The following is a 25,612-nucleotide window of genomic DNA, read 5'->3' on the forward strand; positions in this document are numbered from 1 at the left end:
AAACAGGCGAAAAGTCTAAACAGGCTAGAATTCTCAGCGAGAAAAATGGCTAATCTTTATCAATACGACTGGCTACAGCGCCTTGTTGACCACGATACTTGGCGTCCTGACGGCTATTATAAGGGCGGGCTGCCGGGCCAGAGAGCGGTTCGAAGCTGAGTGCACCAATCAGCATTCCAGGGCGCAGTGCCAACGGTAACTTACCTGAATTATAGAACTCCAGCACAATCCTGCCTTGCCAGCCCGGATCTATTCGGTGGGCAGTAACATGTACCATTAGCCCAAGACGAGCTAATGAGGAGCGGCCATCAAGCCAGCCGACCAAATCATCGGGGATGGTTACCGACTCCAGTGTCACAGCCAACGCCAATTCACCCGGATGCAGGAAGAACGCCTCCCCTTCTGGCAAATTGATCTCCTCGCTCATCACCCGTTCCAGCGCGGCGCTAACTTCATCTTTCGGGCCACTTAAATCGATAAATGCTGCCGTGTGACCATTGAAAACGCGGAATTGATTGCCTAAGCGAACATCGACCGTGGCACCATTGATACGTTCTACCGGTGGGCGAGGATCAATACCTAATTTCCCGCAGTCCAGCCAGGCTTCTATGTCACGATCGCACAGTCTCATTACAAAATCCCCATCAAAATTCGTATGTTACAGCTTAGATACTACGAAAGCTGCCATATAAAGAAGCAAAGGTCCAGAATAACGTCACTCAAAGAACTGACTGATTTTCGCTTTTAGAATATCGATCGCAATCCGGTTCTTTCCGCCGCGTGGAACGATAATATCTGCATATTGTTTGGATGGTTCTATAAATTGCAGGAACATCGGACGTACCGTTTTCTGGTATTGGGCCATCACTGAATCCATTGAACGGCCACGCTCATTCACGTCGCGCTTCATACGGCGCATCAGGCAGATATCCAAAGGCGTATCGACAAAAATGGAGAAGTTCATCTCCTGGCGCAGGCGAATATCCGTCAATAACAGAATCCCCTCCAGAATAATCACCTTTTTCGGTTCTAAATGTACTGTTTCTTTCTTACGGGTATGCTCGGTATAGCTGTAAAGCGGCAGCTCAATGGACTTACCCGTCTTCAACGATCGCAGGTGTTCCAGCAATAAGTTGTGGTCCATCGCACTCGGGTGGTCATAGTTGGTTTTGACCCGCTCTTCCATCGACAAATGGCTCTGGTCTTTGTAATAACCATCCTCAGGAATGACGCCAATATGTTGGTCGCCTACCTGGTCGCGCAATTCACGATATAACGTGCTGGCGATAAGACTTTTCCCGGAGGCAGAAGCGCCGGCTATCCCGATAATGACGCACTGGTGTGCTTTGTCAGTCATAAAATTAAAGACCTGATTACGAAGTGTGGAGGGAGACAAAGCACGCAAGGTGCTTCGAGCGCGGCAATTATAAGGAGTTAGCGGGTTTGATGCCAGCACTATACCCTGCGTCTTTGACGCCGCAGGGGTGTTAGCGGCTGTTACACCGCGCGGAATGAAATTTCCGTCGGGATAGCTTCACCTTGCCAGTACATTTCTGCCGCCACATTCGCCGCCAGTTGGCGATAAATATCAGCAAATTCGCTGTCTGGTTGGCTGATAACCGTGGGTTCGCCGCGATCAAGGTCTTCGCGCAGTGAAATATGCAGTGGGATTTGCCCTAACAACTTGCAATTATATTTTTGTGCCAGTTTTTCAGCTCCGCCAGTACCGAAAATAGGCTCAAGATGACCGCAGTTGCTGCATATATGCATACTCATATTTTCAACGATACCCAACACCGGCACATGCACCTTCTCGAACATCACAATACCTTTCATGGCATCAATCAACGCGATGTCCTGTGGCGTGGTCACCACCAGCGCGCCAGTGACCGGAATGTTTTGCGACAACGTCAGTTGGATATCACCGGTGCCCGGTGGCATATCGATGACCAGATAGTCCAAATCTGGCCATAAGGTATCTTGTAACATCTGCATCAATGCCTTACTGGCCATCGGGCCGCGCCATACCATAGCATTCTCATCGGTGACCAAATAACCAATGGAGTTGGTGGCCATACCGTGGGCCATAATCGGTGCCATATGCTTGCCATCTGGCGAGGTTGGGCGCTGATTCATGGTACCCAGCATGTTTGGAATGGATGGGCCGTAGATATCTGCATCCAGAATACCCACTTTAACGCCCTCTTCTGCCAGTGCCAGCGCCAGATTCACGGCGGTACTGGATTTCCCCACCCCGCCCTTACCGGAGCTAACCGCCAGAATATTGCGCACCCCTTTAACACCGGGCTGGTCGTTGGCTCGCTTCAAGGTAGTGATATTATGAGAAAGCTTCCAATCAATGGATTTGGCACCGGTCACAGCCAGCAGTTCTCCGCTGACCGACTCCTTCAATGCATCAAAACCAAATCGCCAGGCAAAAGGCATCACCAGTTCGATATGCAGCACATTATCCAATAACGCACAGTGATGGATAGCGTGCAGCGCACTCAGGCTTTTTTGCAAGGTTGGGTGTTTAAAGGCAGTAAGAACCTTTGAAATTTGTGATTGCAGCAGGTCAGGGGTGGTCTGCTCGGGGGATTTTTGGCTCATCCCGGCTCCTTGAATTTATCGTTGTTAACCTATACCAGTGTACCAGAACTCGATAACACCTGTGTGGCCCGAATCGCGAGAAAATAGCATCACGCCACATTCCCGGTATGGTTAATAACCAAATATGCCAAAGCGTCGTCAAAATGGGCCGGTTATGGCTTAAGACAACGTGCAGATTGCCTTACCCTAGCGACAAGCCAGTATATCGGTTAACATCAAAGCCCCTTTAATCGACATAAAGAAAGCAATTTCCCACTATGGCTCAAGTCGCGAAAAAAATATTGGTGACGTGCGCGCTACCATACGCTAACGGTTCTATTCATCTCGGCCACATGCTCGAGCATATCCAGGCGGATATCTGGGTTCGTTTCCAGCGAATGCGCGGCAACCAGGTTCATTTTATCTGTGCAGATGATGCCCACGGCACCCCAATTATGCTGAAAGCTCAGCAAATGGGTATCGAACCGGAGCAGATGATTGCCGAAATGAGCCAGGAGCACCAACAGGATTTCGCCGGTTTCGCTATCAGTTATGATAACTATCACTCGACCCACAGTGATGAAAACCGTGAATTATCGAGCCTGATCTATAGCCGTTTGAAAGCGAACGGTCATATTAAGAATCGCACCATTTCTCAGCTCTATGATCCTGAGAAGGGCATGTTCCTGCCCGACCGTTTTGTCAAAGGCACCTGCCCGAAATGTAAAGCGCCGGATCAATATGGTGATAACTGTGAAGTCTGTGGCGCAACCTACAGCCCAACTGAACTTATCAACCCTCAATCCGCGGTTTCCGGTGCCACACCGGTCATGCGTGAATCTGAGCATTTCTTCTTCGACTTACCTGCTTTCAGCGATATGTTGCAAGCCTGGACACGCTCCGGCGCACTGCAAGAACAGGTCGCGAACAAAATGCAGGAATGGTTTGAATCTGGCCTGCAACAATGGGATATCACCCGAGATGCGCCTTACTTCGGTTTTGAAGTGCCCGATGCGCCGGGTAAATATTTCTACGTCTGGCTGGATGCGCCCATCGGCTACATGGGTTCATTTAAAAATCTGTGTGATAAGCGCGGTGATATCGATTTTGATGAGTTCTGGCGTGAAGATTCTAAAACCGACCTGTATCATTTCATCGGTAAAGACATTGTTTACTTCCACAGCTTGTTCTGGCCGGCGATGCTGGAAGGCAGTAACTTCCGTAAACCGACCAACGTCTTCGTTCATGGTTATGTGACGGTAAACGGCGCAAAAATGTCAAAATCCCGTGGCACCTTTATAAAAGCGGGCACATACCTGCAACATCTGGATGCCGATTGCCTGCGTTATTACTACGCCGCGAAGCTCTCTTCACGGATTGATGACATTGACCTAAACCTGGAGGATTTCGTCCAGCGCGTTAATGCCGATATCGTTAATAAAGTGGTTAATCTGGCCTCACGCAATGCCGGTTTCATCAATAAACGCTTCGGCGGAAAATTAGCTGACCAGTTGGCTGACCCGGTGCTGTATAAGACCTTCACCGATGCGGCAGTTAGTATTGCTGATGCTTATACCAGCCGTGAATCTAGCAAAGCGATTCGTGAAATTATGGCGCTAGCCGATGTGGCTAACCGCTATGTTGATGAACAGGCTCCGTGGGTGGTGGCGAAAGAGGAAGGCCGTGACGCCGATCTGCAAGCTATTTGTTCAATGGGTATCAACCTGTTCCGGGTACTGATGACATACCTAAAACCGGTGCTCCCTTCCCTGACTGAACGCACTGAGGCTTTCCTCAATACTGAATTGACGTGGGATGGCATTGAACAGCCCCTGTTAGGCCATCAGATCAATGCCTTCAAAGCGCTGTTTAATCGCATTGATGTGGATAAGGTGAACGAAATGGTTGCGTCTTCTAAAGAAGATATGGCGGCAACAGTCGCGGTAACTGGCCCATTAGCCGATGACCCAATTCAGGAAACCATCAGTTTCGATGACTTTGCCAAAGTAGATATGCGCATCGCGCTAATTCAACAGGCAGAGTTGGTGGAAGGTTCGGATAAATTGTTGAAACTGACGCTGGATATTGGTGGCGAAACCCGCCAGGTATTCTCCGGCATCCGTTCGGCTTATCCTAATCCGAAAGTGCTGGAAGGCCGCCTGACAATGATGGTCGCGAACCTGGCACCACGCAAAATGCGCTTCGGTATCTCAGAGGGTATGGTGATGGCTGCCGGGCCTGGCGGCAGTGATATCTTCCTACTCAGCCCAGATAGCGGCGCACAACCCGGGATGCAGGTTAAATAATTTTCAGGCAAATATCCTCTGGAAGTTAGGAGGTAAAAGCCGGTCAAGTTACCCTTGACCGGCTTTTTTATTAATGAATAGCGTTACCCTTCCGTGACTCGCAGTGGCCGCCGCCCTCGTTGCCATGCCTCTAACCAAAACAGCATATTAAGAAACAGACTTAATGAGAAAATCAGGAATAAAATATTATCCAGCAGTGATATCTTGATGAGTGCCTCAATAATAATATTCTCATGATGTTTTAACTCCACTAAACCTGAAGAGAAAAACAAAAAAACACCCACAGCCCCTAATGTATTCAGTGCTACAACCGGCCAATGCCATTTAGCCAGTAAGAAAAATATCCACGATAACGCCATCAGCAAAATAATCGCATCATCTAATTCAAACAGGAGGAAAAACTTATATATAACAGACAGAAACAAACCAATGTTAATCCAAAGGGATACTCTCCTGTTAACTCTCTTTTTTGCTGTTTTTGATATTGATACTCGGGTGGCCGGGCTGAATAAATGTTGATAAATAGTAGATAAAGACAAAATGCGCCAACCAAAGGTAAGGTTAATTTATTTGCTGGGAGGTAATTGATTAGCGGGAAAAGATGGCAAATCAATAAATAAGAACTTAATCCTTGTGCGGCTAATCGTTGCGAACAAGGCAGCAGTAAGACCAGTGACAAAATCGCTGGAAAGGACTGCAAGAACATGAGCAGTAGTTCATCAAATAAATCCGGCAATAACACCGCCAGTAAAATAATAATTATTATTAACGCTAACAAATAACGGACAAATAGAAACAAGAATTCGCTGCGTGATACATAAAAAGAAGTCGTATTGTCGCGTAAGTTGTTGAAATTCAGTTGTGCTATTTGAGCGCTATCCGTACCAAGTTTACATAGACTGCTAATCTTACCCATAGTGACTTTAATCCTTTAAGCATCATTAATACCTTATTTAACAAACTGTAAACTTATAGCACTCGCCTATCTCTTTTATTTATCGCTACAGCCCCAGTTATTTAGAATATCAGCACTCGCGTCGTAGTGAAATAACATATTAATAATGACCATGATCATCAAAAAAAATTCAAACGAAAGTAAATAATAAAATAAACCATAATAAATGGATGGCTATTACGACTATCGATACAGGCTCTCCCCCTCATTCTGCTTGTTGTTTACGCATTCCAAACTAAAAGATATAACGCGATCCAAAAATTCATAACAAAGTTAATTCCTTATCAAAATAGTTATGGTTATGATGCTACACAGGAAAAAATAGACGTCTAGACACAAAGATAGCCATAACAATGACAGCACTGTACATATTGCACAACTTATCAACACCATGACGGAGTTCCGGATGAAAAAAATTGCTTCCCCATTACTGGCCCTAAACCTGCTGATGGCACTGCCAGTATTCGCTGCGGACATCGCCACGGTAGCCCCTATTCCTGATGCCATTGCCAGGCATCCAGGGCAAATTAAAATTGCGGTGATCCGTAATTTAGGTTCTGACGATAACACCACTCAATTCCTGTCTGGTGTATTGAAAGAAGGCAAAAAACTGGGTTTCAAAGTCGATACTTTCTTGAGCAACGGTGATGACGCACGTTTTCAAGATTTTGTTAATCAGGCTATCAGCCAGAAATACGACGGGATTATTCTTTCCCAGGGCCGTGCCCCCTACTCAACTGAGCTGGTAAAACGCATTGCGGCGAACGGCATTGCCGTATCTGTATTTGATACCGCCATTCAAGGGGATATCCCCGGTCTGACTGTCACCCAACAAGATGATGCCTCACTGACCAATGAATCCTTCGGTCAATTGGTCAAAGACTTCAACGGTAAAGCGAATATTATCAAACTCTGGGTAGCCGGATTCCCACCAATGGAACGTCGCCAGGCCGCTTATCAGGCACTGCTGAAACAAAATCCAGGCATTACTGAACTGGAATCTATCGGGGCTGTTTCATCCGATGTTCAGGGGGATACCGCCAACAAAGTGGGTGCCATATTGGCGAAATACCCGAAAGGCAAAATCGATGCAATTTGGGGAAGCTGGGATGCCTTTACTCAAGGCGCTTATAAAGCCTTACAAGAGAATGGCCGTACCGAAATCAAATTGTACAGTATTGATATCTCGAATCAGGATTTGCAACTGATGCGTGAAGCAAATAGCCCGTGGAAAGTTAGTGTTGCAGTTGATCCTAAGCTGATTGGTGCCGTTAACTTACGCCTGGTTGCCAAGAAAATTGCCGGTGAAGAGACCCCTGCCAGTTATGAATTCCGTGCTGCCGCTATTCCACAAGCGTTGCTGGCGAGCCAACCCGGCCCGATTAACGTTACAGGTTTGAGTAAGATTATTCCGGGCTGGGGCCAATCAGATGATTTCAACTCACCGTGGTTTGCCACTCTTGCCACCCAAAACGGCCAGTAACGCTAATCGCTTTGGAGGGAAATAGATGGCAACGCAAGGTTTTTTACCTACTCCCGAATACAGCCGCAATATGCGACTGATTGGTCACAGTGATCAGGGTGGAAAGCCCGATGGCGTGCAGGTGATGGTGCATCGTGGTTTTGCCTATGTCGGCCATATGGTGTCGCAGGGCGTTTCGATTATTGATGTACGAGACGCAAAAAACCCACGTCCGGCAGGTTTCATCGCCGCGCCACCCAATACGTGGAATGTGCACTTACAAACGCATGATGACCTGCTACTGGTGATTAATGCCCGTGACTTGTTTGCTGATGTCCGTTTTGCCGAAGAGAAAGTGTATTACACCCGCTCGGTGGCCCAAACGGTCAATACCCGGCAAGAAGGACGTAGTTGGAGTGCCGGTTTACGTATTTTTGATATTTCGATACCGGATAAGCCCCGTGAGATAAGTTTCCTGCCACTTGATGGCATCGGTATCCACCGTATCTGGTATGTCGGTGGGCGCTGGGCCTATGTTTCTGCGCTGATCGACGGCTACAGTGATTATATTTTTCTAACCATTGATTTGGCTGATCCGCAAAAACCACAGGTTGCCGGGCGTTATGCTTTACCCGGTATGCATACCGCTGCGGGCGAACACGCAAGCTGGCCTGAAGGTCAGCGCTATGCATTGCACCATGCTATTGTCAGCGGTGATACAGCTTACGGCAGTTGGCGTGATGGTGGCCTGACACTATTAGATGTCAGCGACCGCACTGAGCCAAAACTGGTCAGTCATCGTAACTGGAGCCCCCCTTTTGGTGGCGGGACTCATACTGCGCTTCCCCTGCCAGATCGCGACTTACTGGTGGTGCTGGATGAAGCAGTACTGGATAACCAAGAGGATGGCGAGAAACATATTTGGCTATTCGATATTCGTGAGCCGAGCAATCCGCTAAGTATCTCAACCTTCCCCGTGCCTGATGAGCGAGATTATGTAAAAAAAGGCGCACATTTTGGCCCACATAATCTGCATGAAAACCGCCCTGGCAGTTTTATCAGTTCATCGCTGATTTTTGCCACTTATCAGAATGCGGGGGTTCGGGCCTATGATATCAGCAACCCGTATCAGCCGAAGGAAACGGGCGCTCTGGTGCCTGCGGCACCGGAAAAAATGATGGATAAACGACCAGGTCGCCCACAAGTTATTCAGTCATGTGATGTGTTTGTTGATACTCAAGGGATTATCTACAGCACTGATTATAATGGCGGGCTATCTATCATCGAATATTTAGGTTAATAGTCTATAAATGGCAGGTCGATTCAGGTCGATCTGCTATTTGCAAAAAACTTCCTCCCCCTCTCTCTTTCGCTCCTGCAATAGTCTACTGTAATTGGCTGAGCCGCGTCGAAATGCTGTGCGTGTCATTCCTTTTATTGGCAATAATCCGCATAGAAACAACTTATTACCCATAATTAAAAATAAGAAAATACCATGAAAGGATTTCCATCGCGTGTCACTAACCTGCTGATTGCCTCGCTGGTGTTAACCATTGGCCGAGCGATAACGCTGCCGTTTATTACTATCTATTTGGCCGAACACTTTCAACTAGCGCCAGACAAGGTTGGACTGGTGTTGGGGGCGAGTTTGACCTTGGGGATTTTCACCAGTCTGTATGGCGGTTATCTGGTGGATAAATTCAATAAAAAGCGCTTGATTTTGCTGGCGATTACCCTGTTCTCTGCCACCTTTTTTACCTTGCCGTGGATTGAACATCCGGCGTGGATTATCCTGATTTTGGCATTGCTGCATTCGGCATACTCAGTTTATAGCATCGCTATTAAAGCCTGTTTTGCCGACTGGTTGCCGGTCAATGAGCGCATCAAAGCCTTCTCGGCCAACTACACACTGGTCAATGTTGGCTGGGCGGTTGGCCCAGCGCTGGGGGTACTGGTGGTTGGTTTTGGCCCACAAATGCCGTTTATCATTTCAGGTATATTAGCGTTACTGGTTGCCGTCGTGCTGAAATTCAGAATAAGCCACATTGATATGTCGGTAACGGAACGTTCAGAAACTGAATCAGCTCCTGATTTCCGCCAGACATTGACTATCCTGCGTCAGGATAAACGGCTGATTTACTTCACTCTCGGCAGTATGCTCAGTGCCATCGTGTTTGGCCAGTTTTCTGGCTATTTATCACAATATCTGATTACAGTTTCTGATGCTAAATTTGCCTATCAGGTTATCGGCGCGGTAATGACGGTGAATGCAGTGATTGTCATTACCCTGCAATATCTATTGAGCCGCCGAATGAATCAACAGAACTTAATGCGCTGGCTGATGATGGGGACACTGTTCTTTATTATTGGTCTGATAGGGTTTATGGCAGCTCAGGATTCAATTCCGTTATGGATGTTAGCAATGGCAATTTTCTCATTGGGTGAAATTATTGTTATCCCAGTCGAGTATATGTTTATCGATTTTATTGCTCCGGCGAATCTCAAAGGCAGTTACTATGGGGTACAGAACCTCGGTCAGTTGGGCGGTGCGCTGAATCCGGTGCTCTGCGGCCTCCTGTTAGCTTATGCCGCCCCTCAGATGATGTTCTACATGCTAATTATCGCGGCTATTTTAGGGCTGGCATTCTTCTATCGTGGTTATCGACTGGCCAAAGCGCAGGAAAGCCGGATCTAACGCCTCATGATTTATCGCCTAAATAAGTAGTCGCGATCAGAATGTCTCCATTGATATTATTCATGGCGTGATCAGTAGCACAGATTCAAACTTAATTGTATGATGAATACATTCCGTAACTCAGGACCCCATTCTATGCGCAATGTGCCTTCACTTTGCTGGCAGTACCTACGGGCTTTCGCCATCATTTATCTGTGCTTATGGGCCGGTAAAGCGCTGGCTCTACTGCTGCCTATCACTATCCCCGGTAGCATCCTTGGAATGTTGATTCTGTTTGCTCTGCTTGCCTCACAAATCTTGCCATCCAAGTGGGTAAAACCGGGCTGTCATATATTGATCCGCTATATGGCGTTGCTGTTTGTGCCAATAGGTGTGGGTGTGATGCAATATTATGATCAACTGACCACACAATTTGGCCCGATCGTGGTTTCCTGCTTTGTCAGTACCCTGATAGTCATGTTGGTGGTAGGTTACAGCTCGCATTATGTCCATCGTGAGCGCAAGGTGATGGGTTCTCCGACCCGTAAGGAGGAGGAACAATGATCAGCAACTTATGGTGGTCACTGCCACTCACGTTAATTGTGTTCTTCAGTGCGCGTCGTTTAGCCCGCTGGCTGAAAATGCCGTTGCTCAATCCATTACTTATATCAATGGTTGTCATCATTCCATTGCTATTAGTGACGCATATGCCTTATGCCAACTATTTTGTGGGCAGCAAAATGCTTAATGACCTGCTGCAACCGGCCGTGGTGGCGTTGGCTTTCCCGCTGTATGAGCAGTTGCATCAGATTCGTGCGCGCTGGAAATCAATCATTAGCATCTGTTTTATCGGCAGTATCACCGCGATGGTTAGCGGTACTGCTGTGGCCCTGTGGATGGGTGCAACCCCTGAAATTGCCGCCTCAGTGTTGCCTAAGTCCGTCACCACACCGATTGCGATGGCGGTGGCCGAATCTATTCATGGCCTGCCCGCCATCAGCGCAGTGTGCGTTATATTTGTTGGGATTTTGGGTGCGGTGTTTGGTCACAGCTTGCTGAATATATTGAAAATCACCACTAAAGCCTCACGCGGGCTGGCAATGGGGACTGCATCGCACGCCCTGGGTACCGCCCGTTGTGCCGAGCTGGATTTTCAGGAAGGTGCATTCAGCTCACTCGCGCTGGTTATCTGTGGGATTATCACCTCACTGCTAGCCCCTTTCTTGTTTCCGGTGCTGCTACATTTATTTGGATAATACCGTCATCACCTTTCAAACTGCGGATGTGTTGGCTGCGTTCTTTACTCGGCCCGTCCATGAGCCTCGCTCAGCGAGGCCGCTGCAAGCCGCATTCCTGCATCTGGAAATCTAGTTAGGAATAGTAAGGATTAGGGTATAAATTTGAGATACATCTCTCATTTGAGATTTTACTTGCATAGATTTCATATATAACGAGATACAGATCACACCAAGAAACCCCTAAGCTGCCTAAAATAGTTCCTCGTAACTATTGGAGAGAACCCTATGCAAACACGTTTTCATGGCGCTTGGGCAACGTTGTCCACCTCACTGCAATCAGCACTTAAACCTATCATGAACGCAAACGATTTCCCTGCCATGCTGACAGCAGAGCAAGTGAAAACGGTGAAAAGCAACAGTGGGTTGGATGATGATGAGCTGGCGTTTGCATTGTTACCACTGGCAGCGGCTTGTGCATTGACACCCGTATCTGATTTTAATGTCGGGGCTATTGCTCGCGGTATCAGCGGCAATCTCTATTTCGGTGCCAATATGGAGTTCAGTGGTACGCCACTGCAACAAACCATCCACGCCGAACAATGTGCCGTCACCCATGCATGGCTGCGTAATGAGGCCAGTTTGGTCTCCATTACGGTCAACTATACGCCGTGTGGTCATTGCCGCCAGTTTATGAATGAGCTGAACAGCGGAAGCGGCCTGCATATCCATCTACCGGGCCGCCCTGCATCAACACTGGAGCAGTATTTGCCAGACTCTTTCGGCCCGAAAGATTTGGATATCACCACCCTGCTGATGGACCCTGTTGATCACGGTTATAAAATTGCTGAAACTGATGAACTGACTCAGGCAGCACTTGCTGGTGCAAACCACAGCCATGCGCCATACAGCAACGCCCACAGTGGTGTGGCATTGGAAACCGCCGACGGCGCTATTTATACCGGCCGCTATGCTGAAAATGCCGCTTTTAACCCAAGCCTGCCACCGCTGCAAGCGGCGTTAATCATGGCGAATATGTCCGATAAGAATTGTAATTCTATCCACCGAGCGGTGCTGGTTGAAGGCAATAAACCGATACTAACTCAGTGGGATGCCACCCGCGCAACACTGGCAGCACTGGGTTGTTCGGATATAGAACGCGTGACATTTTAAACAGATAGAACCGAACATGGGGTTACATCGTTAACCCCTTGGCAAAAAAACAACATTTTCTCACTATCAATGACCAAATATGCAAGTTAACTCGCACTTTTACGGGCAACCGACATATTTAACTAACAAAAGCTGTACATATTCTTCTTATCTTTTAGGATCGGGGGTAACAATTACTGTCCAGCCCCACAGTCATAAGAGTAAAAACTCATGGAACTTGAATACGAAAGTAAACGCCCCCTGTACATCCCCTACGCTGGCCCGATCCTATTAGAATTCCCTTTATTGAACAAGGGTAGCGCGTTCACCAATGATGAGCGCGACCACTTCAATTTACACGGCTTATTGCCGGAAGCGGTTGAAACCATTGAAGAACAGGCGGAGCGTGCTTACCGCCAATATCAGGATTTCAAAAACGACGACGATAAGCATATTTATCTGCGTAATATTCAAGATACCAATGAGACGCTATTCTACCGCCTGCTGGAAGCCCATCTCAGCGAGATGATGCCTATTATTTATACCCCGACCGTGGGTGAGGCTTGCGAACACTTCTCGGATATCTATCGCCGCGCGCGTGGGTTATTTATCTCTTATCCAAACCGCGAACACATTGATGACATGCTGCAAAACGCCACCAAGCAAAATGTGAAAGTTATCGTGGTCACTGACGGCGAACGCATTCTCGGCCTTGGTGACCAAGGTATCGGTGGTATGGGTATTCCCATTGGTAAACTGTCTCTGTATACCGCGTGCGGTGGTATTAGTCCGGCGTATACTTTGCCAGTGGTACTGGATGTGGGCACCAACAACCCGCAACGTCTGAACGACCCGCTGTATATGGGCTGGCGTCACCCGCGTATTTCCGGCGACGAATATTATGCCTTTGTTGATGAATTCATTCAGGCAGTCAAACGCCGCTGGCCAAATGTGTTGTTGCAGTTTGAAGATTTTGCGCAGAACAATGCCACGCCACTGCTCAACCGCTATCGCGATGAGTTATGCTGCTTCAATGATGATATTCAGGGCACAGCAGCGGTCACTCTGGGCAGTTTGATTGCGGCAAGTAATGCCGCTGGCAGCCAGTTGCGTGACCAAACCGTCACCTTCCTCGGCGCAGGTTCAGCCGGTTGTGGTATTGCTGAACAAATCATTGCGCAGATGATTTCGGAAGGTCTGAGTGAAGAACAGGCTCGGGCGCGTGTCTTTATGGTCGACCGTTTTGGCCTGTTAACGGATAAACTGCCTAATCTGTTGGATTTCCAAAGTAAACTGGTGCAAAAAAGCGATGCGTTGCAAAGCTGGAATCTGGCCAGCGACTCAATCTCGTTGCAGGATGTGGTGCGTAATGCCAAACCCACGGTGCTGATTGGCGTTTCTGGCCAGCCGGGGTTGTTTACCGAAGAGCTGATCCGCGAGATGCACAAGCACTGTCCACGCCCGATAGTGATGCCATTGTCGAACCCAACATCACGGGTAGAAGCACGGCCTGAAGACATTATTAACTGGACCGATGGCGCAGCATTGGTCGCAACAGGCAGCCCCTTCTCGCCAGTCAGTTATAAAGAGAAACTGTATCCGATTGCACAATGCAATAACTCTTATATCTTCCCAGGTATTGGTTTGGGGGTGCTGGCATCCGGTGCCAAGCGTGTCACCGACGGTATGCTGATGGCAGCCAGCCGTGCATTGGCACAGTGTTCACCGCTGGCGGAAAGTGGTGAAGGGGCGCTACTGCCCAATATCGACGATATTCAGGCAGTATCAAAAATCATCGCTATGCAAGTAGGGAAAGCCGCACAGTTGCAAGGGGTCGCTATTGTCACGTCTGAAGAAGCATTAGCCAAAGCCATTGAGCACAACTATTGGCAACCGCAATATCGTAGCTACAAACGAACCTCGTTCTAGTTATTATCCGGCCTGTACTGCTTGCTTTCACCCCAAAGTCCTTGAAGTTACAGCCAGACGGCAAGCTAACAACACGGTAGCTTCAAGAACGAAGGGGATATATATTGCGCAACACAGGCGGGTACAGTAGCCTTGCAATATCACCAGTGAATTGAATGTATCGAAGGCCAGAGAATGTGGAAACGCCTGATTATTAGCTTAATTATCATCGCAGGGTTGCTGATGGTGACAGCTATTGCACTCGATCGCTGGATTAGCTGGAAAACAGCCCCTTTTATCTACGATGAGCTGCAAGACTTACCGCACCGGCAGGTTGGTGTGGTATTAGGTACGGCTAAGTATTATCGAACCGGTGGTATTAATCAGTTTTATCAATACCGAATTCAAGGCGCGTTAAACGCCTACAACAGCGGTAAAGTAAGCTACTTGCTACTTAGCGGTGATAACGCCCTGCAAAGTTATAACGAACCGATGACCATGCGCCGTGACTTGATTGCAGCGGGTGTCGCGCCTTCTGATATCGTGCTGGACTATGCTGGTTTTCGCACATTAGATTCTATTGTACGTACTCGAAAAGTATTTGATACCAATGATTTTATTATCATTACCCAGCGTTTCCATTGCGAACGGGCGTTGTTTATCGCAATGCATATGGGGATTCAAGCGCAGTGTTTTGCAGTGCCGTCCCCCAAAAATATGCTCAATGTTCGGGTACGTGAGATCTTTGCCCGCCTTAGCGCGCTGTCAGATCTCTATATTATGAAACGCGAACCACGTTTCCTTGGGCCATTAATCCCTATTCCGGCAGTACACGTGATACCGGATGATGCCCAAGGTTACCCCGCCGTATCCCCTGAGCAACTGGTTGAACTGGAACACCGACTGGCAGAAGAAAAAGCGAAAAAACCTGCACCTGCACCTGCACCTGCACCTGCACCTGCACCATGATTTTGAATGCGCTTTTGTTTTGACGTCAATAACGATCAAAAGCGCTTACCATTATCCTCTTTGCCCTAAAAACGCCGCGACATCACTTTCAACCTCCCCCATCTCTTGCAATAACTTCAAGGTTTCCAGCGCTTCACCCTCATCAAGCCGGCTCATAGCAAACCCTACATGCACCAAAACCCAATGACCGATTAATGTTGTACTGGCCTGCTCATCCGCTGCCACCAGCATAATATTGACCGAGCGGCGCACGCCACAGACATCCACCCATGCCGTGCCTGGTTGAGTGTCATCTAATGCGACAATTTGCCCAGGGATCCCTATACACATAATCCGACTCCCGCAGTGTCACGGCATAAAAAAAGTAAATTCATTCCACCTCCAACCGCTTAATTATCACGCCGTCATCAGCCGCCCCAATACGTAAGTGGCTGCCCGCACACAACGGGCAACGGGTCACTTTGCTGCTGAGCAAATTAACCGCTTGCTGGCAGTCATGACACCACACTTGTGATTGCTGCTGGCTAAGATGCAAAACACAGCCTTCCGCCAAAGTGCCACGACACACTAACTCAAAACAGAACTCCAATGCTTGTGGTTCGACACAGGAAAAGGCACCGGTTTCCAGCCACACGCCGGTAATTCTCTGTGCGCCGTGTAACCGTGCCTGCTGTTCCATCATGGCAATAGCATTTTGGCATAAGGTAATCTCATGCATGACTGTTCTCCCAGTATGGATTTCTCTGGCAAAATCAATGCAAAGACGATGCCAGTAATACCGGCCATATCATGGAATCGAGATTCAAAATAACACCCTGATAAATATAACCATTTATCAGAATCACTTCGATATAAATTCACGATATGAATAATCACTGTCGAAGTGTCATCCGACAGAGAGGGTTTCGTCACTATTGACGACACTTCACTGCGGAAATCCCTCTGTTTTTACTGCCTTTTAAATTCCTGCCCTTTGTCTGCAATCAGCTTAATGCCCTGCTGGCGCGGCTTCACCACTCTTTTGCATTGGCGGTCACCGTGCTGGCACAGAATATGCTTTGGAGCTGAGAAATGATTGCTATCAGCCTGACTGTCACCAGAGTCTTGTCCCGGAGGGTATGGCCATGAACCGCTTTGTGATTGCGGAACCGAGGCTTTGTATTGGATGCAATACCTGTATGGCTGCTTGCAGCCAGGTGCATAAAGCCAAGGGTTTACAACAGCATCCCAGATTGACTGTTATGCGTAACGCCACGGTTACGGCACCGATTCTCTGTCGTCACTGTGAAGATGCATGGTGCGCGCGGGTTTGCCCGGTCAATGCCATTACCCTGACCAATAACGCGGTCGAATTGGATGAAACCACCTGTATCGGCTGCAAGCTCTGTGGTATCGCCTGCCCGTTTGGCGCAATCACACCGGCTGGTAGTAAGCCCTTGGCAGTGCCAGAAAATTTCCCTGAATACATTCCGCTGACCCTGCTATCTGATGTGCCATTCAGCCCAGCCAACATGAATCCGTTCCTTGCCTGGAATGCCGGAGTACGCACTGTTGCCGTGAAATGCGACTTATGCAGCTTCCAATCTCAAGGGCCGGAATGTGTGCGGGTCTGCCCGACTAACGCCTTAATGCTGGTGGATGAGCACAGCATTGAACAGGCAAATCACGCCAAGCGCCTGGCCGCCGCCAGTGGGTTTGCCAACGAGCTGCCCTTTATGGCCGTGGACACCTCGTCAGCTATCTCTCACGAGGAGCAGAAAAGATGATGAATTCGCTTGAGCTACTGTGGCTCTCCTTACTGCTGTATCTGGCTGGCGCACTGCTTTCTCTGCTGCTGGCACGGCGTGAAACATGGGCGATTTATGCCTCTGGATTGGCGTCATTGTTGGGGGGCGTTGCTGGCCTGTTTGCTGCGGCCCCCACTCTGCTGGGCGGCGGGCTTATCACCTTCACCACCGCCGGCCCATTCCCGTTCGCGGCATTGAGCTTGCGTCTTGATCCATTAGCCGCATTTATGCTGCTGGTCATCTCACTATTGGTCGTGATAACCGCGCTCTATTCACTGGCCTATGTGCAGGAATACAAAGGGCGCGGGGCGTGGGGAATGGGGGTGTTTATGAACCTGTTCATCGCCTCAATGGTGGCGTTGGTGGTGGTGGATAATGCTTTCTACTTTATTATTTTCTTCGAAATGATGTCGCTGGCGTCTTACTTCCTGGTGATTTCCGATCAAGATGACGATGCCATCAGCGCGGGCTTACTCTATTTTCTGATTGCCCACGCCGGTTCCGTGCTGATTATGATTGCGTTCTTCCTGCTGTACCGCCTGAGCGGCAGCCTGGAGTTTGCCGCCTTCCGGCAGGCTAATCCGCAACCCATTATGGCCTCGGTTATCTTCTTATTGGCTTTCTTCGGTTTTGGAGCCAAAGCCGGGATGCTGCCACTGCATGGCTGGTTACCGCGTGCGCACCCTGCAGCCCCTTCCCATGCTTCTGCCCTAATGTCCGGCGTGATGGTGAAAATAGGCATCTTCGGCATCATCAAAGTCGGCATTGATTTGCTCGGTGCCAGCCAACTGTGGTGGGGCGTGGTGGTGGTGGGCTTTGGTGCAGTGTCCTCCGTGCTGGGAGTGCTGTACGCATTAGCCGAGCACGACATCAAACGGCTACTGGCGTATCACACGGTTGAGAATATCGGCATCATCCTGATGGGGGTCGGTGTCGGTATGATTGGTATTGCCAGCCATCAGCCGGTACTCGCCGCGCTGGGTTTACTGGGTGCGCTCTACCATCTGCTTAACCACGCCGTTTTCAAAGGGCTGCTGTTCCTCGGGGCCGGTGCGGTCATTTATCGCTTACACACCAAAGACATGGAAAAGATGGGCGGGCTGGCCCGAATGATGCCTTACACCGCACTGGCCTTTCTGGTGGGATGTATGGCGATTTCAGCCCTGCCGCCATTCAATGGTTTTGTCAGTGAATGGTTCACCTACCAATCACTGTTTACCATGACTAAAGACGGCGGTTTTATTATTCGCCTCGCCGGGCCAATCGCCATCGTGATGCTGGCAATCACGGGCGCATTAGCGGCAATGTGTTTTGTGAAAGTTTATGGCATCAGTTTCTGCGGCCTGCCGCGTACAGAAAAAGCCGCCCTGGCGCGCGAAGTCCCCTGGCCGATGACCAGCGCCATGCTGTTGTTGGCGCTGCTCTGCCTGGCTTTGGGAATAGGTGCCACCCATATCGCTCCGGTGATTGGCCGCATTGCCTCCAGCTTGATAACGGCTCCTCCGGTGCCTTCTTTTCAGGTAGCGCAAGGCGCGGTGTTATTCCCACAACACCGCTCTCAGGCCATGCTGTCCACCCTATCTATCTTCTTTGGTTTATTGATTTTGCCGCTGGTGATTTTACTGGTCGCCAGTTTCTACAGAGGCAGCCGTCTGGCATTTCGTCATGGTGGCGACCCGTGGGCTTGCGGTTATGCCTGGGAGCAGGCCATGACTGTCTCGGCTGGTGGCTTTACTCAACCCCTGCGCGCCATGTTTGCCCCGCTCTATCGATTGCGTAAAACACTCGATCCCGCCCCGATGATGCAGCGTGCGCTGGAATATTGCGTCAGTGGTGCGGGCCGGGTGGAACCTGTCTGGGATGACAAAATAGTGGCTCCGCTTATCCGTTCTATCCAATGGCTCAGCCAACGCATTCAATGGCTGCAACAGGGTGATTTCCGCCTCTACTGTCTGTATGTGGTCGCCGCGCTGGTAACCCTGCTGATTATTGCGGCTATTTAAGGAGACGAGCAATGCCAACTACTGATATGCCTGCGCTCTCTATGATTGCTTTCGCCATCGGGCAGGCGCTGGTGATGCTGGCGCTGGCGCCGCTGATGGCGGGGATTTCGCGCATGGTGAAAGCCCGCATGCACTCGCGCCGTGGCCCGGGCATCCTGCAAGAGTATCGAGATTTAGCCAAGCTACTGAAACGTCAGGATGTGGCACCGGCCAATGCTGGGATTATTTTCCGGTTGATGCCCTATGTACTGCTGGGCAGCATGTTATTGATTGCCATGACGTTACCCATTTTCACGCAGGCCTCTCCCTTTGGCGTGGCAGGCGACCTGATAGCGCTGCTGTATCTGTTCGCGCTATTTCGCTTTTTCTTCTCACTGGCCGGTCTGGATAGCGGCAGTATCTTCGCCGGTATCGGTGCCAGCCGCGAGTTGACGCTGGGGGTGTTGGTTGAACCGACATTAATCCTTTCGCTGCTGGTGGTTGGGCTGATTGCTGGCTCAACCAATATCGGCACCATCAGTATCGCTTTGTCGCAAGGGCACTGGCAGTCACCCACCGCAACGGCTCTGGCGCTGTTGGCCTGCGGTTTTGCGGTGTTTATCGAAATGGGCAAAATTCCGTTTGATGTCGCTGAAGCGGAACAAGAGCTACAGGAAGGGCCACTGACCGAATACTCCGGTGCGTCACTGGGCTTGGTCAAATGGGGTATAAGTCTGAAACAGGTGGTGGTAGCGCAGCTTTTCCTCGGCGTGTTTATCCCCTTTGGCAAGCTGGCGGTACTGAGTGGGCCGGGCTTGCTGTGGGCGCTGGTGGCCTGCGTTATCAAATTGGTGGTGGTGTTTGTACTGGCCTCCATCGTGGAAAACAGTATTGCCCGTGGGCGCTTCCTGTTGACCTCCCGTGTTACCTGGCTGGGGTTTGGCGTCGCTGCCTTGTCTCTGGTTTTCTATCTCACCGGCCTTTAAGGAGCTAATAACCCCATCATGGATAACCTGGCTCTTATAGATTCAGTCCTTATAAACATCGCCCTTGCGACCATTCTGGCCCCGTTTGCCGGTGCCATTCTCACTGCCTGTTTGCCACAGCAATGGGCGAAATGGTCTTGTACCTTCTTCTCACTGCTGGCCACCCTCGGCACCGTGCTGCTGGCTTATGTCTATCTGAGTGGCGGCAAGGTGGATGTCACTTTTGATCTAATTCATTACGGTGATATGGCACTGTTCGGTCTGACCATCGACCGCATCAGCACCTTGATTGCTTTCGCTGTGGTATTCCTCGGCTTGCTGGTCAGTATCTATTCCACCGGCTATCTGACATTAGGTAATCGCGAGCACCCGCACGAAGGCACCAACCGCTACTATGCGCTGCTATTGGTATTCATTGGCGCTATGGCAGGGCTGGTCTTATCATCCACTCTGCTGGGACAGCTGTTCTTCTTTGAAATTACCGGCGGCTGCTCGTGGGGTTTGATTGGTTACTACCAGAGCCAGAAGTCACTGCGCTCGGCGCTAAAAGCCTTGCTGGTCACCCATGTGGCGGCTATCGGCCTGTATTTGGCGGCAGCAGTGCTACTGGTCAATACCGGTACCTTTGCTTTAACGGCACTGGCGCAACTGGACCACACCACTAAAGTCATTGTATTCGGAGGCATCCTGTTTGCCGCCTGGGGGAAATCGGCCCAGTTACCACTGCATATTTGGTTGCCGGATGCGATGGAGGCCCCGACCCCAGTCAGTTCCTATCTGCACGCCGCGTCGATGGTCAAAGTCGGCGTCTATATCTTCGCTCGCGCCATCTACTCCGCCGGTGATGTGCCGCAGATTATCGGTACTGTCGGTATGGTGATGGCGGTTATTACCTTGATTTACGGCTTCTTTATGTATCTGCCGCAAAAAGATATGAAGCGGCTACTGGCCTACTCCACCATCACCCAGCTGTCTTATATTTTCTTCGCACTGTCTTTGGCTATCTACGGCTCGAAACTGGCCTTTGATGGCGGCATTGCCTACATCTTCAACCACGCGTTCGCCAAGAGCCTGTTCTTCCTGGTCGCCGGGGCGCTGAGTTACAGCTGCGGCACCCGTATGTTGCCCAAACTTAAAGGCATCATGGGCAAAATGCCACTGCTGGGCGTCGGATTCTGTGTGGCTGCACTGGCCATTACCGGGGTACCGCCATTTAACGGTTTCTTCAGTAAATTCCCCATTTTCGCTGCTGGTTTCTCACTTTCTCATGAACATTGGCTGCTGATACCGCTGCTGGTACTGGCGTTGATTGAATCGGTTGCCAGCTTTGGCTGGTTCCTCTACTGGTTCGGACAAACTGTACCCGGCAAGCCATCAGAAGACGTCGCCAGTGCCAAGCCACTGCCATTAGCCATGCAAGGTGTGCTGGTCGTGCTGGTGGTGATGTCAGTGTGTTCAAGTTTTATTGCCGTCACCTGGCTCGGATAAGGGAGTAAAAAATGACCGGAACACTTCTTATCAACAATTTGGTCGTCAACAATCTGGCAGGGCTGCTGATCATTACCTCGCTGCTGGTGATTATCGTGAAAAAACCCGCCACATCAGCGCTATTTTATGCTTTGCAGTCACTGGTATTGGTGCTGATTTTCCTGGTATTAGCCGAAACCTTGCACGCCCACGAGTTGTATATGTGGTCGCTGACCGCCTTTATCACCAAGGTGATATTGGTGCCGTGGATTATGTATCGCGCATTTCGCCAGATGGAAGACCCTAAAGCCAACGGCGGCGTGGTAGGTACCGCTGGCCTGATATTTATCGCCGCCATCATCATTTTATTGAGCTACTTCGTGGTCGAGCCGGTGCAATTACCGATGGTCAGTGCGCTGAAACCAGCGCTGGCGGTGTCACTTGGGCACTTCCTGATTGGTCTGCTGTGTATCGTCACCCAACGCAATATCCTGAAAAACATCTTCGGTTACTGCCTGATGGAAAACGGCGCGCACCTGATGTTGGCATTGTTGGCTTTCCGCGCGCCGGAGTTGGTCGAGGTAGGTATTGCCACTGATGCCATCTTCGCCGTGATTGTGATGACGCTAATGGCGCGCAAAATTTACCGCACGTTGCATACGCTGGATGTTAAACAACTGACAGCGCTAAAGGGGTAATAAAATGAGCAATACTGACCTGCTGCTGTTACTGCTGGCGATACCTCTGATAGCCTCGCTGCTGGCATTTGCTTGCCGTGCCCTGGGGAGTGCCGCCCGCATGGCAACCACTTGGGTACATTTTGCAGGCATCAGTTTACTGCTGATAGTGGCATTGACGGTAGTGTGCCGGGTGGCAGTGGGCGGGGAAATTCTGGCGGTTCACCATTGGCTGCATATCGACAGCCTCAGTGCGCTGTTCCTCGCTATTTTAGGCGTTATCGGCTTTATCACTGGCCTTTACTCCCTTGGCTATATGCGCCATGAAGTGAATAACGGTGAAATTACTGTCAGCACCTTGTGTAATTACTACGGCTTTTTCCATCTATTCCTATTCACCATGCTGTTGGTGGTGACCAGTAATAACCTGATTCTGATGTGGGTTGGCATTGAAGCCACCACCCTCAGTTCGGCCTTTTTGGTGGGATTATACGGCCAGCGCTCCTCACTGGAGGCGGCGTGGAAGTACATTATCATCTGTACCGTTGGTGTGGCGTTCGGGCTGTATGGCACGGTGTTGGTGTATGCCAATGCTGCCAATGTGTTGGCCGACCCCGGCTGCGCTATCTTCTGGACGGTGGTCGCCGAGCATGCCAAAGAGCTGGATCCTAGCCTGATGCATCTGGCATTTGTCTTTATCCTGATTGGCTTTGGTACCAAAACCGGCCTGTTCCCCATGCACTCCTGGCTGCCGGATGCTCACAGCGAAGCCCCCAGCCCTACCAGCGCCTTGTTATCCGCGGTCTTACTCAACTGCGCCCTGCTAGTGATCATTCGCTATTACATTATTATCAGTGCCGCCATCGGGCCACATTTCCCACAAATGTTGCTGTTGGTCTTCGGCATGATGTCGGTTGCCGTCTCTGCATTCTTCATTCTGGCACAGCGCGATATGAAACGTTTGTTGGCTTACTCCAGTGTAGAGAACATGGGGTTAATCGCCGTGGCCTTAGGCATTGGTGGCCCACTGGGGGTATTAGCCGCACTGTTTCACACCATGAATCACAGCCTGGCAAAAACCTTACTGTTCTGCGGTTCTGGCAATGTGCTGCTGAAATATGGCACGCGGGATATGGGGGCCATCAGAGGCATTATCCGTGTGGCTCCGCTCACTGCGGTGATGCTGGCTGGTGGCGCATTGGCGCTGGCGGGAATGCCGCCATTTAACGTGTTTATCAGTGAATTTATGGTGGTCGCCGCAGCGATTAAAGCCGGCCATATTACCTTAGTTATTGTGTTGCTATTGCTGCTCACTTTGGTACTGGCGGGGTTGGTACGCATGATAGCCAGCACGGTGCTGGGTACCCCACCGGCAGCAGTGAGCAAAGGTGAACTGGGTATTCTGACTACCGCGCCGATGGCGATTCTATTACTGCTGATGCTATTGCTCGGAGTGCATATTCCCACGCCAGTGACCCGCTTGCTGACTGATGCGGCGCAAATTGTCCTCAATAACGACAGCCGCGACCCTATCCAACAACCCTTTATGTTGCCGTGGCCATTGCCCTGCCCAATAAAAGAGATTTCTCCGGCCCTATTGACCCCATCCATCGCAGATACGCACGCCGCTCTGCCATTCACCCCGACTCGTCAGGAGATGTAACGTGACTCACGAAACGCCTTTTTCAGCTCATTTGGTTTCAGGGCAGCCACACAGCGGTGAAAAACTGGGAGCCGCCTATGTGGCCCGGCTGCGGGAACAATTTCCAACAGCAATTCTTGATGAAGAGTGGCAAACCCCTGATCAACTGACGATAACCATCAAACTGAACAGTCTGCCGGATGTGGTTGAACACCTTTATTATCAGCAAGGCGGTTGGTTATCAGTGCTATTTGGTAATGACGAACGCAGTTTGAATGGCTATTTTGCCATCTACTATGTGCTGTCAATGGAAGGCCGCGAACAATACGGCATTGATACGGGTAAAAAGTATGGCGATAAGTGCTGGGTGATTGTCAAAGCGCTGATTAGCCCCGAACGGCCCGAGTTCCCTTCCGTGACACCACGAGTTCCGGCAGCCGTCTGGGGTGAGCGCGAAGTGCGCGATATGTATGGTCTGCAACCTGTTGGCTTGCCTGATGAGCGCCGTTTAGTATTGCCCGATGATTGGCCAGACGACCTCTATCCGCTGCGCAAAGACACCCTGGATTACCGCCAGCGCCCGACTCCCACCAGCAACACTGAAACCTATCAGTTTGAAAACGAAGCGGGCAGTAGCAGCCGGGTGGTGCCCATCGGCCCGATGCATATTACTTCTGATGAGCCAGGTCACTTTCGGCTGTTCGTCGACGGCGAAGACATTATCGACGCCGATTACCGCCTGTTTTATGTCCATCGCGGCATGGAAAAACTGGCTGAAACCCGCATGGGCTACAACGACGTCACTTTCCTCTCAGATCGCATCTGTGGCATTTGCGGCTTCACCCACAGCGTGGCTTACACCTCGTCAATTGAGAATGCGCTCGGCATTATTGTGCCACCGCGAGCGCAGATGATCCGCACCATTTTGCTGGAAGTGGAACGGCTACACAGCCATCTACTCAATATCGGTTTGTCCTGCCACTTTGTCGGATTTGATACCGGTTTTATGCAATTCTTCCGAGTGCGCGAAAAAGCCATGACTATCGCCGAGATGCTCACCGGCGCGCGAAAAACCTACGGCCTGAATCTCATTGGTGGGGTGCGGCGCGATATTCTGAAAGCCGACCGTATTAAAACGCTGCAATTAGTCTCAGAGATGCGCGCTGATATCAGCGAGCTGGTGGATATGCTGATGAGTACCGCCAATATCGAGCAGCGCACCGTGGGCGTTGGCATGCTGGATCGCAAAATCGCTCGTGATTTCAGCCCCGTTGGCCCGATGATCCGCGCCAGTGGCTATGCACGCGATATGCGCCACGACCACCCTTACGCCAACTACGCCAATATCCCGAAAGAGCTGTTTAGCCTTGATGGCTGTGACGTGCATTCGCGCCTGTTGGTGCGGGTGCGTGAGTTCTTCGACTCGCTGGTAATGATTGAGTACGGGCTAAACCATATGCCGGGCGGGCCGTTGCTGGAGGAGAAAGTCCACTATCAGCCGTATAAGTTTGCCCTTGGCTTCTCGGAAGCACCGCGTGGCGAAGATGTCCACTGGAGCATGACCGGCGACAATCAGAAGCTGTTCCGCTGGCGCTGCCGTGCCGCCACTTACGCCAATTGGCCGGTGCTGCGCTATATGCTGCGCGGCAATACGGTTTCTGATGCGCCATTGATTATCGGCAGCCTCGATCCCTGCTATTCCTGCACCGACCGGGTGACATTGGTGGATGTACGCAAGCAGAAATCCGTCACCGTGCCGTACAAAGAGATCGAACGCTATGGCATTGAGCGCACCCATTCGCCGCTCAAATAGAGGGATGA

At 50.3% G+C, this 25,612-nt stretch carries 23 protein-coding genes; 16 read left to right on the forward strand and 7 right to left on the reverse strand.

Annotated features, from left to right (window positions below; genetic code table 11):
• Nucleotides 1-49: 49 nt before the first annotated feature.
• From dcd to apbC, 3 genes are all read right to left on the reverse strand, one after another.
• A complete protein-coding gene (dcd, locus tag YALDO0001_RS01715) occupies nt 50-631 on the reverse strand; it encodes a dCTP deaminase (RefSeq protein WP_004699403.1) in 582 nt (193 codons plus the stop codon).
• A gap of 84 nt (nt 632-715) precedes the next feature.
• Entirely contained in the window at nt 716-1,357 is a 642-nt protein-coding gene (gene udk, locus YALDO0001_RS01720) for a uridine kinase (RefSeq protein WP_004699404.1), read from the reverse strand.
• 140 nt (nt 1,358-1,497) lie between these two features.
• A complete protein-coding gene (gene apbC / locus YALDO0001_RS01725; RefSeq protein ID WP_004699405.1) occupies nt 1,498-2,610 on the reverse strand; it encodes an iron-sulfur cluster carrier protein ApbC in 1,113 nt (370 codons plus the stop codon).
• A gap of 257 nt (nt 2,611-2,867) precedes the next feature.
• Between apbC and metG the strand changes: the two genes are divergently transcribed.
• Nucleotides 2,868-4,895: a methionine--tRNA ligase gene (metG, locus tag YALDO0001_RS01730; RefSeq protein ID WP_042839258.1), complete on the forward strand. Its 2,028-nt coding sequence runs from the start codon at nt 2,868-2,870 to the stop codon at nt 4,893-4,895.
• An 83-nt stretch (nt 4,896-4,978) separates the two neighbouring features.
• Here the strand turns inward: metG and YALDO0001_RS22290 are convergent, their stop codons facing one another.
• Both YALDO0001_RS22290 and YALDO0001_RS22295 read right to left on the reverse strand, forming a co-directional pair.
• Nucleotides 4,979-5,254 carry a hypothetical protein gene (locus YALDO0001_RS22290; RefSeq protein ID WP_004699407.1) on the reverse strand — a complete coding sequence of 92 codons (276 nt, stop codon included), beginning with the start codon at nt 5,252-5,254 and terminating at the stop codon, nt 4,979-4,981.
• Nucleotides 5,255-5,274: 20 nt separating this feature from the next.
• Nucleotides 5,275-5,811 (reverse strand): hypothetical protein, encoded by a 537-nt coding sequence (locus YALDO0001_RS22295; protein ID WP_353933415.1) that lies wholly within the window; start codon nt 5,809-5,811, stop codon nt 5,275-5,277.
• A 445-nt stretch (nt 5,812-6,256) separates the two neighbouring features.
• Between YALDO0001_RS22295 and YALDO0001_RS01740 the strand changes: the two genes are divergently transcribed.
• From YALDO0001_RS01740 to sanA, 8 genes are all read left to right on the forward strand, one after another.
• Nucleotides 6,257-7,333 carry a sugar ABC transporter substrate-binding protein gene (locus tag YALDO0001_RS01740; RefSeq protein ID WP_004699409.1) on the forward strand — a complete coding sequence of 359 codons (1,077 nt, stop codon included), beginning with the start codon at nt 6,257-6,259 and terminating at the stop codon, nt 7,331-7,333.
• A 25-nt stretch (nt 7,334-7,358) separates the two neighbouring features.
• Nucleotides 7,359-8,612 carry an LVIVD repeat-containing protein gene (locus YALDO0001_RS01745; RefSeq protein ID WP_042839259.1) on the forward strand — a complete coding sequence of 418 codons (1,254 nt, stop codon included), beginning with the start codon at nt 7,359-7,361 and terminating at the stop codon, nt 8,610-8,612.
• Between the two features lie 195 nt (nt 8,613-8,807).
• Nucleotides 8,808-10,007: an MFS transporter gene (locus YALDO0001_RS01750; RefSeq protein ID WP_004699411.1), complete on the forward strand. Its 1,200-nt coding sequence runs from the start codon at nt 8,808-8,810 to the stop codon at nt 10,005-10,007.
• A 135-nt stretch (nt 10,008-10,142) separates the two neighbouring features.
• Entirely contained in the window at nt 10,143-10,550 is a 408-nt protein-coding gene (locus YALDO0001_RS01755; protein WP_004699412.1) for a CidA/LrgA family protein, read from the forward strand.
• Nucleotides 10,547-11,242 (forward strand): CidB/LrgB family autolysis modulator, encoded by a 696-nt coding sequence (locus tag YALDO0001_RS01760; RefSeq protein ID WP_042839260.1) that lies wholly within the window; start codon nt 10,547-10,549, stop codon nt 11,240-11,242. The genes YALDO0001_RS01755 and YALDO0001_RS01760 overlap by 4 nt, the downstream gene beginning before the upstream one ends.
• Before the next feature lie 267 nt (nt 11,243-11,509).
• Complete coding sequence (gene cdd / locus YALDO0001_RS01765) at nt 11,510-12,394, forward strand: cytidine deaminase (RefSeq protein WP_004699414.1); 885 nt, start codon at nt 11,510-11,512, stop codon at nt 12,392-12,394.
• Between the two features lie 210 nt (nt 12,395-12,604).
• Nucleotides 12,605-14,302 (forward strand): NAD-dependent malic enzyme, encoded by a 1,698-nt coding sequence (locus YALDO0001_RS01770; protein WP_004699415.1) that lies wholly within the window; start codon nt 12,605-12,607, stop codon nt 14,300-14,302.
• 174 nt (nt 14,303-14,476) lie between these two features.
• On the forward strand, nt 14,477-15,250 hold the full coding sequence (gene sanA / locus YALDO0001_RS01775; RefSeq protein WP_004699416.1) for an outer membrane permeability protein SanA: 774 nt from the start codon (nt 14,477-14,479) through the stop codon (nt 15,248-15,250).
• A gap of 51 nt (nt 15,251-15,301) precedes the next feature.
• Here the strand turns inward: sanA and YALDO0001_RS01780 are convergent, their stop codons facing one another.
• Both YALDO0001_RS01780 and hypA read right to left on the reverse strand, forming a co-directional pair.
• The gene (locus tag YALDO0001_RS01780; protein ID WP_042839262.1) at nt 15,302-15,580 is read right to left on the reverse strand and encodes a HypC/HybG/HupF family hydrogenase formation chaperone; all 279 of its coding nucleotides are present in this window, start codon (nt 15,578-15,580) and stop codon (nt 15,302-15,304) included.
• A gap of 40 nt (nt 15,581-15,620) precedes the next feature.
• On the reverse strand, nt 15,621-15,968 hold the full coding sequence (hypA, locus tag YALDO0001_RS01785; RefSeq protein WP_004699418.1) for a hydrogenase maturation nickel metallochaperone HypA: 348 nt from the start codon (nt 15,966-15,968) through the stop codon (nt 15,621-15,623).
• Between the two features lie 406 nt (nt 15,969-16,374).
• Here hypA and YALDO0001_RS01790 point away from each other — a divergent pair, with 406 nt between their 5' ends.
• Genes YALDO0001_RS01790 through YALDO0001_RS01820 form a run of 7 tightly spaced genes read left to right on the forward strand, consistent with a single transcriptional unit; the run spans nt 16,375 to nt 25,604 of the window.
• Nucleotides 16,375-17,016: a 4Fe-4S dicluster domain-containing protein gene (locus YALDO0001_RS01790; protein ID WP_042839263.1), complete on the forward strand. Its 642-nt coding sequence runs from the start codon at nt 16,375-16,377 to the stop codon at nt 17,014-17,016.
• Nucleotides 17,013-19,040 carry a hydrogenase 4 subunit B gene (gene hyfB / locus YALDO0001_RS01795; RefSeq protein WP_042839264.1) on the forward strand — a complete coding sequence of 676 codons (2,028 nt, stop codon included), beginning with the start codon at nt 17,013-17,015 and terminating at the stop codon, nt 19,038-19,040. Before YALDO0001_RS01790 ends, hyfB begins: the two co-directional genes overlap by 4 nt.
• An 11-nt stretch (nt 19,041-19,051) precedes the next feature.
• Nucleotides 19,052-20,005 carry a respiratory chain complex I subunit 1 family protein gene (locus YALDO0001_RS01800; protein WP_004699420.1) on the forward strand — a complete coding sequence of 318 codons (954 nt, stop codon included), beginning with the start codon at nt 19,052-19,054 and terminating at the stop codon, nt 20,003-20,005.
• Between the two features lie 18 nt (nt 20,006-20,023).
• Entirely contained in the window at nt 20,024-21,493 is a 1,470-nt protein-coding gene (locus tag YALDO0001_RS01805; RefSeq protein WP_004699421.1) for a hydrogenase 4 subunit D, read from the forward strand.
• Nucleotides 21,494-21,504: 11 nt separating this feature from the next.
• Nucleotides 21,505-22,170 carry a hydrogenase 4 membrane subunit gene (gene hyfE / locus YALDO0001_RS01810; RefSeq protein WP_004699422.1) on the forward strand — a complete coding sequence of 222 codons (666 nt, stop codon included), beginning with the start codon at nt 21,505-21,507 and terminating at the stop codon, nt 22,168-22,170.
• A gap of 4 nt (nt 22,171-22,174) precedes the next feature.
• A complete protein-coding gene (locus YALDO0001_RS01815; RefSeq protein WP_004699423.1) occupies nt 22,175-23,812 on the forward strand; it encodes a hydrogenase 4 subunit F in 1,638 nt (545 codons plus the stop codon).
• 1 nt (nt 23,813) lies between these two features.
• Nucleotides 23,814-25,604 (forward strand): hydrogenase large subunit, encoded by a 1,791-nt coding sequence (locus tag YALDO0001_RS01820; protein ID WP_004699424.1) that lies wholly within the window; start codon nt 23,814-23,816, stop codon nt 25,602-25,604.
• Nucleotides 25,605-25,612 lie beyond the last annotated feature (8 nt).

This window comes from Yersinia aldovae ATCC 35236 (assembly GCF_000173735.1).
GTDB classification, from domain to species: domain Bacteria; phylum Pseudomonadota; class Gammaproteobacteria; order Enterobacterales; family Enterobacteriaceae; genus Yersinia; species Yersinia aldovae.

Excerpts from the sequence above, each read along its gene's own strand:
- dcd (WP_004699403.1), bottom strand. The coding sequence starts at position 631 with ATGAGACTGTGCGATCGTGACATAGAAGCCTGGCTGGACTGCGGGAAA.
- udk (WP_004699404.1), bottom strand. The coding sequence starts at position 1,357 with ATGACTGACAAAGCACACCAGTGCGTCATTATCGGGATAGCCGGCGCT.
- apbC (WP_004699405.1), bottom strand. The coding sequence starts at position 2,610 with ATGAGCCAAAAATCCCCCGAGCAGACCACCCCTGACCTGCTGCAATCA.
- metG (WP_042839258.1), top strand. The coding sequence starts at position 2,868 with ATGGCTCAAGTCGCGAAAAAAATATTGGTGACGTGCGCGCTACCATAC.
- YALDO0001_RS22290 (WP_004699407.1), bottom strand. The coding sequence starts at position 5,254 with ATGGCGTTATCGTGGATATTTTTCTTACTGGCTAAATGGCATTGGCCG.
- YALDO0001_RS22295 (WP_353933415.1), bottom strand. The coding sequence starts at position 5,811 with ATGGGTAAGATTAGCAGTCTATGTAAACTTGGTACGGATAGCGCTCAA.
- YALDO0001_RS01740 (WP_004699409.1), top strand. The coding sequence starts at position 6,257 with ATGAAAAAAATTGCTTCCCCATTACTGGCCCTAAACCTGCTGATGGCA.
- YALDO0001_RS01745 (WP_042839259.1), top strand. The coding sequence starts at position 7,359 with ATGGCAACGCAAGGTTTTTTACCTACTCCCGAATACAGCCGCAATATG.
- YALDO0001_RS01750 (WP_004699411.1), top strand. The coding sequence starts at position 8,808 with ATGAAAGGATTTCCATCGCGTGTCACTAACCTGCTGATTGCCTCGCTG.
- YALDO0001_RS01755 (WP_004699412.1), top strand. The coding sequence starts at position 10,143 with ATGCGCAATGTGCCTTCACTTTGCTGGCAGTACCTACGGGCTTTCGCC.
- YALDO0001_RS01760 (WP_042839260.1), top strand. The coding sequence starts at position 10,547 with ATGATCAGCAACTTATGGTGGTCACTGCCACTCACGTTAATTGTGTTC.
- cdd (WP_004699414.1), top strand. The coding sequence starts at position 11,510 with ATGCAAACACGTTTTCATGGCGCTTGGGCAACGTTGTCCACCTCACTG.
- YALDO0001_RS01770 (WP_004699415.1), top strand. The coding sequence starts at position 12,605 with ATGGAACTTGAATACGAAAGTAAACGCCCCCTGTACATCCCCTACGCT.
- sanA (WP_004699416.1), top strand. The coding sequence starts at position 14,477 with ATGTGGAAACGCCTGATTATTAGCTTAATTATCATCGCAGGGTTGCTG.
- YALDO0001_RS01780 (WP_042839262.1), bottom strand. The coding sequence starts at position 15,580 with ATGTGTATAGGGATCCCTGGGCAAATTGTCGCATTAGATGACACTCAA.
- hypA (WP_004699418.1), bottom strand. The coding sequence starts at position 15,968 with ATGCATGAGATTACCTTATGCCAAAATGCTATTGCCATGATGGAACAG.
- YALDO0001_RS01790 (WP_042839263.1), top strand. The coding sequence starts at position 16,375 with ATGAACCGCTTTGTGATTGCGGAACCGAGGCTTTGTATTGGATGCAAT.
- hyfB (WP_042839264.1), top strand. The coding sequence starts at position 17,013 with ATGATGAATTCGCTTGAGCTACTGTGGCTCTCCTTACTGCTGTATCTG.
- YALDO0001_RS01800 (WP_004699420.1), top strand. The coding sequence starts at position 19,052 with ATGCCAACTACTGATATGCCTGCGCTCTCTATGATTGCTTTCGCCATC.
- YALDO0001_RS01805 (WP_004699421.1), top strand. The coding sequence starts at position 20,024 with ATGGATAACCTGGCTCTTATAGATTCAGTCCTTATAAACATCGCCCTT.
- hyfE (WP_004699422.1), top strand. The coding sequence starts at position 21,505 with ATGACCGGAACACTTCTTATCAACAATTTGGTCGTCAACAATCTGGCA.
- YALDO0001_RS01815 (WP_004699423.1), top strand. The coding sequence starts at position 22,175 with ATGAGCAATACTGACCTGCTGCTGTTACTGCTGGCGATACCTCTGATA.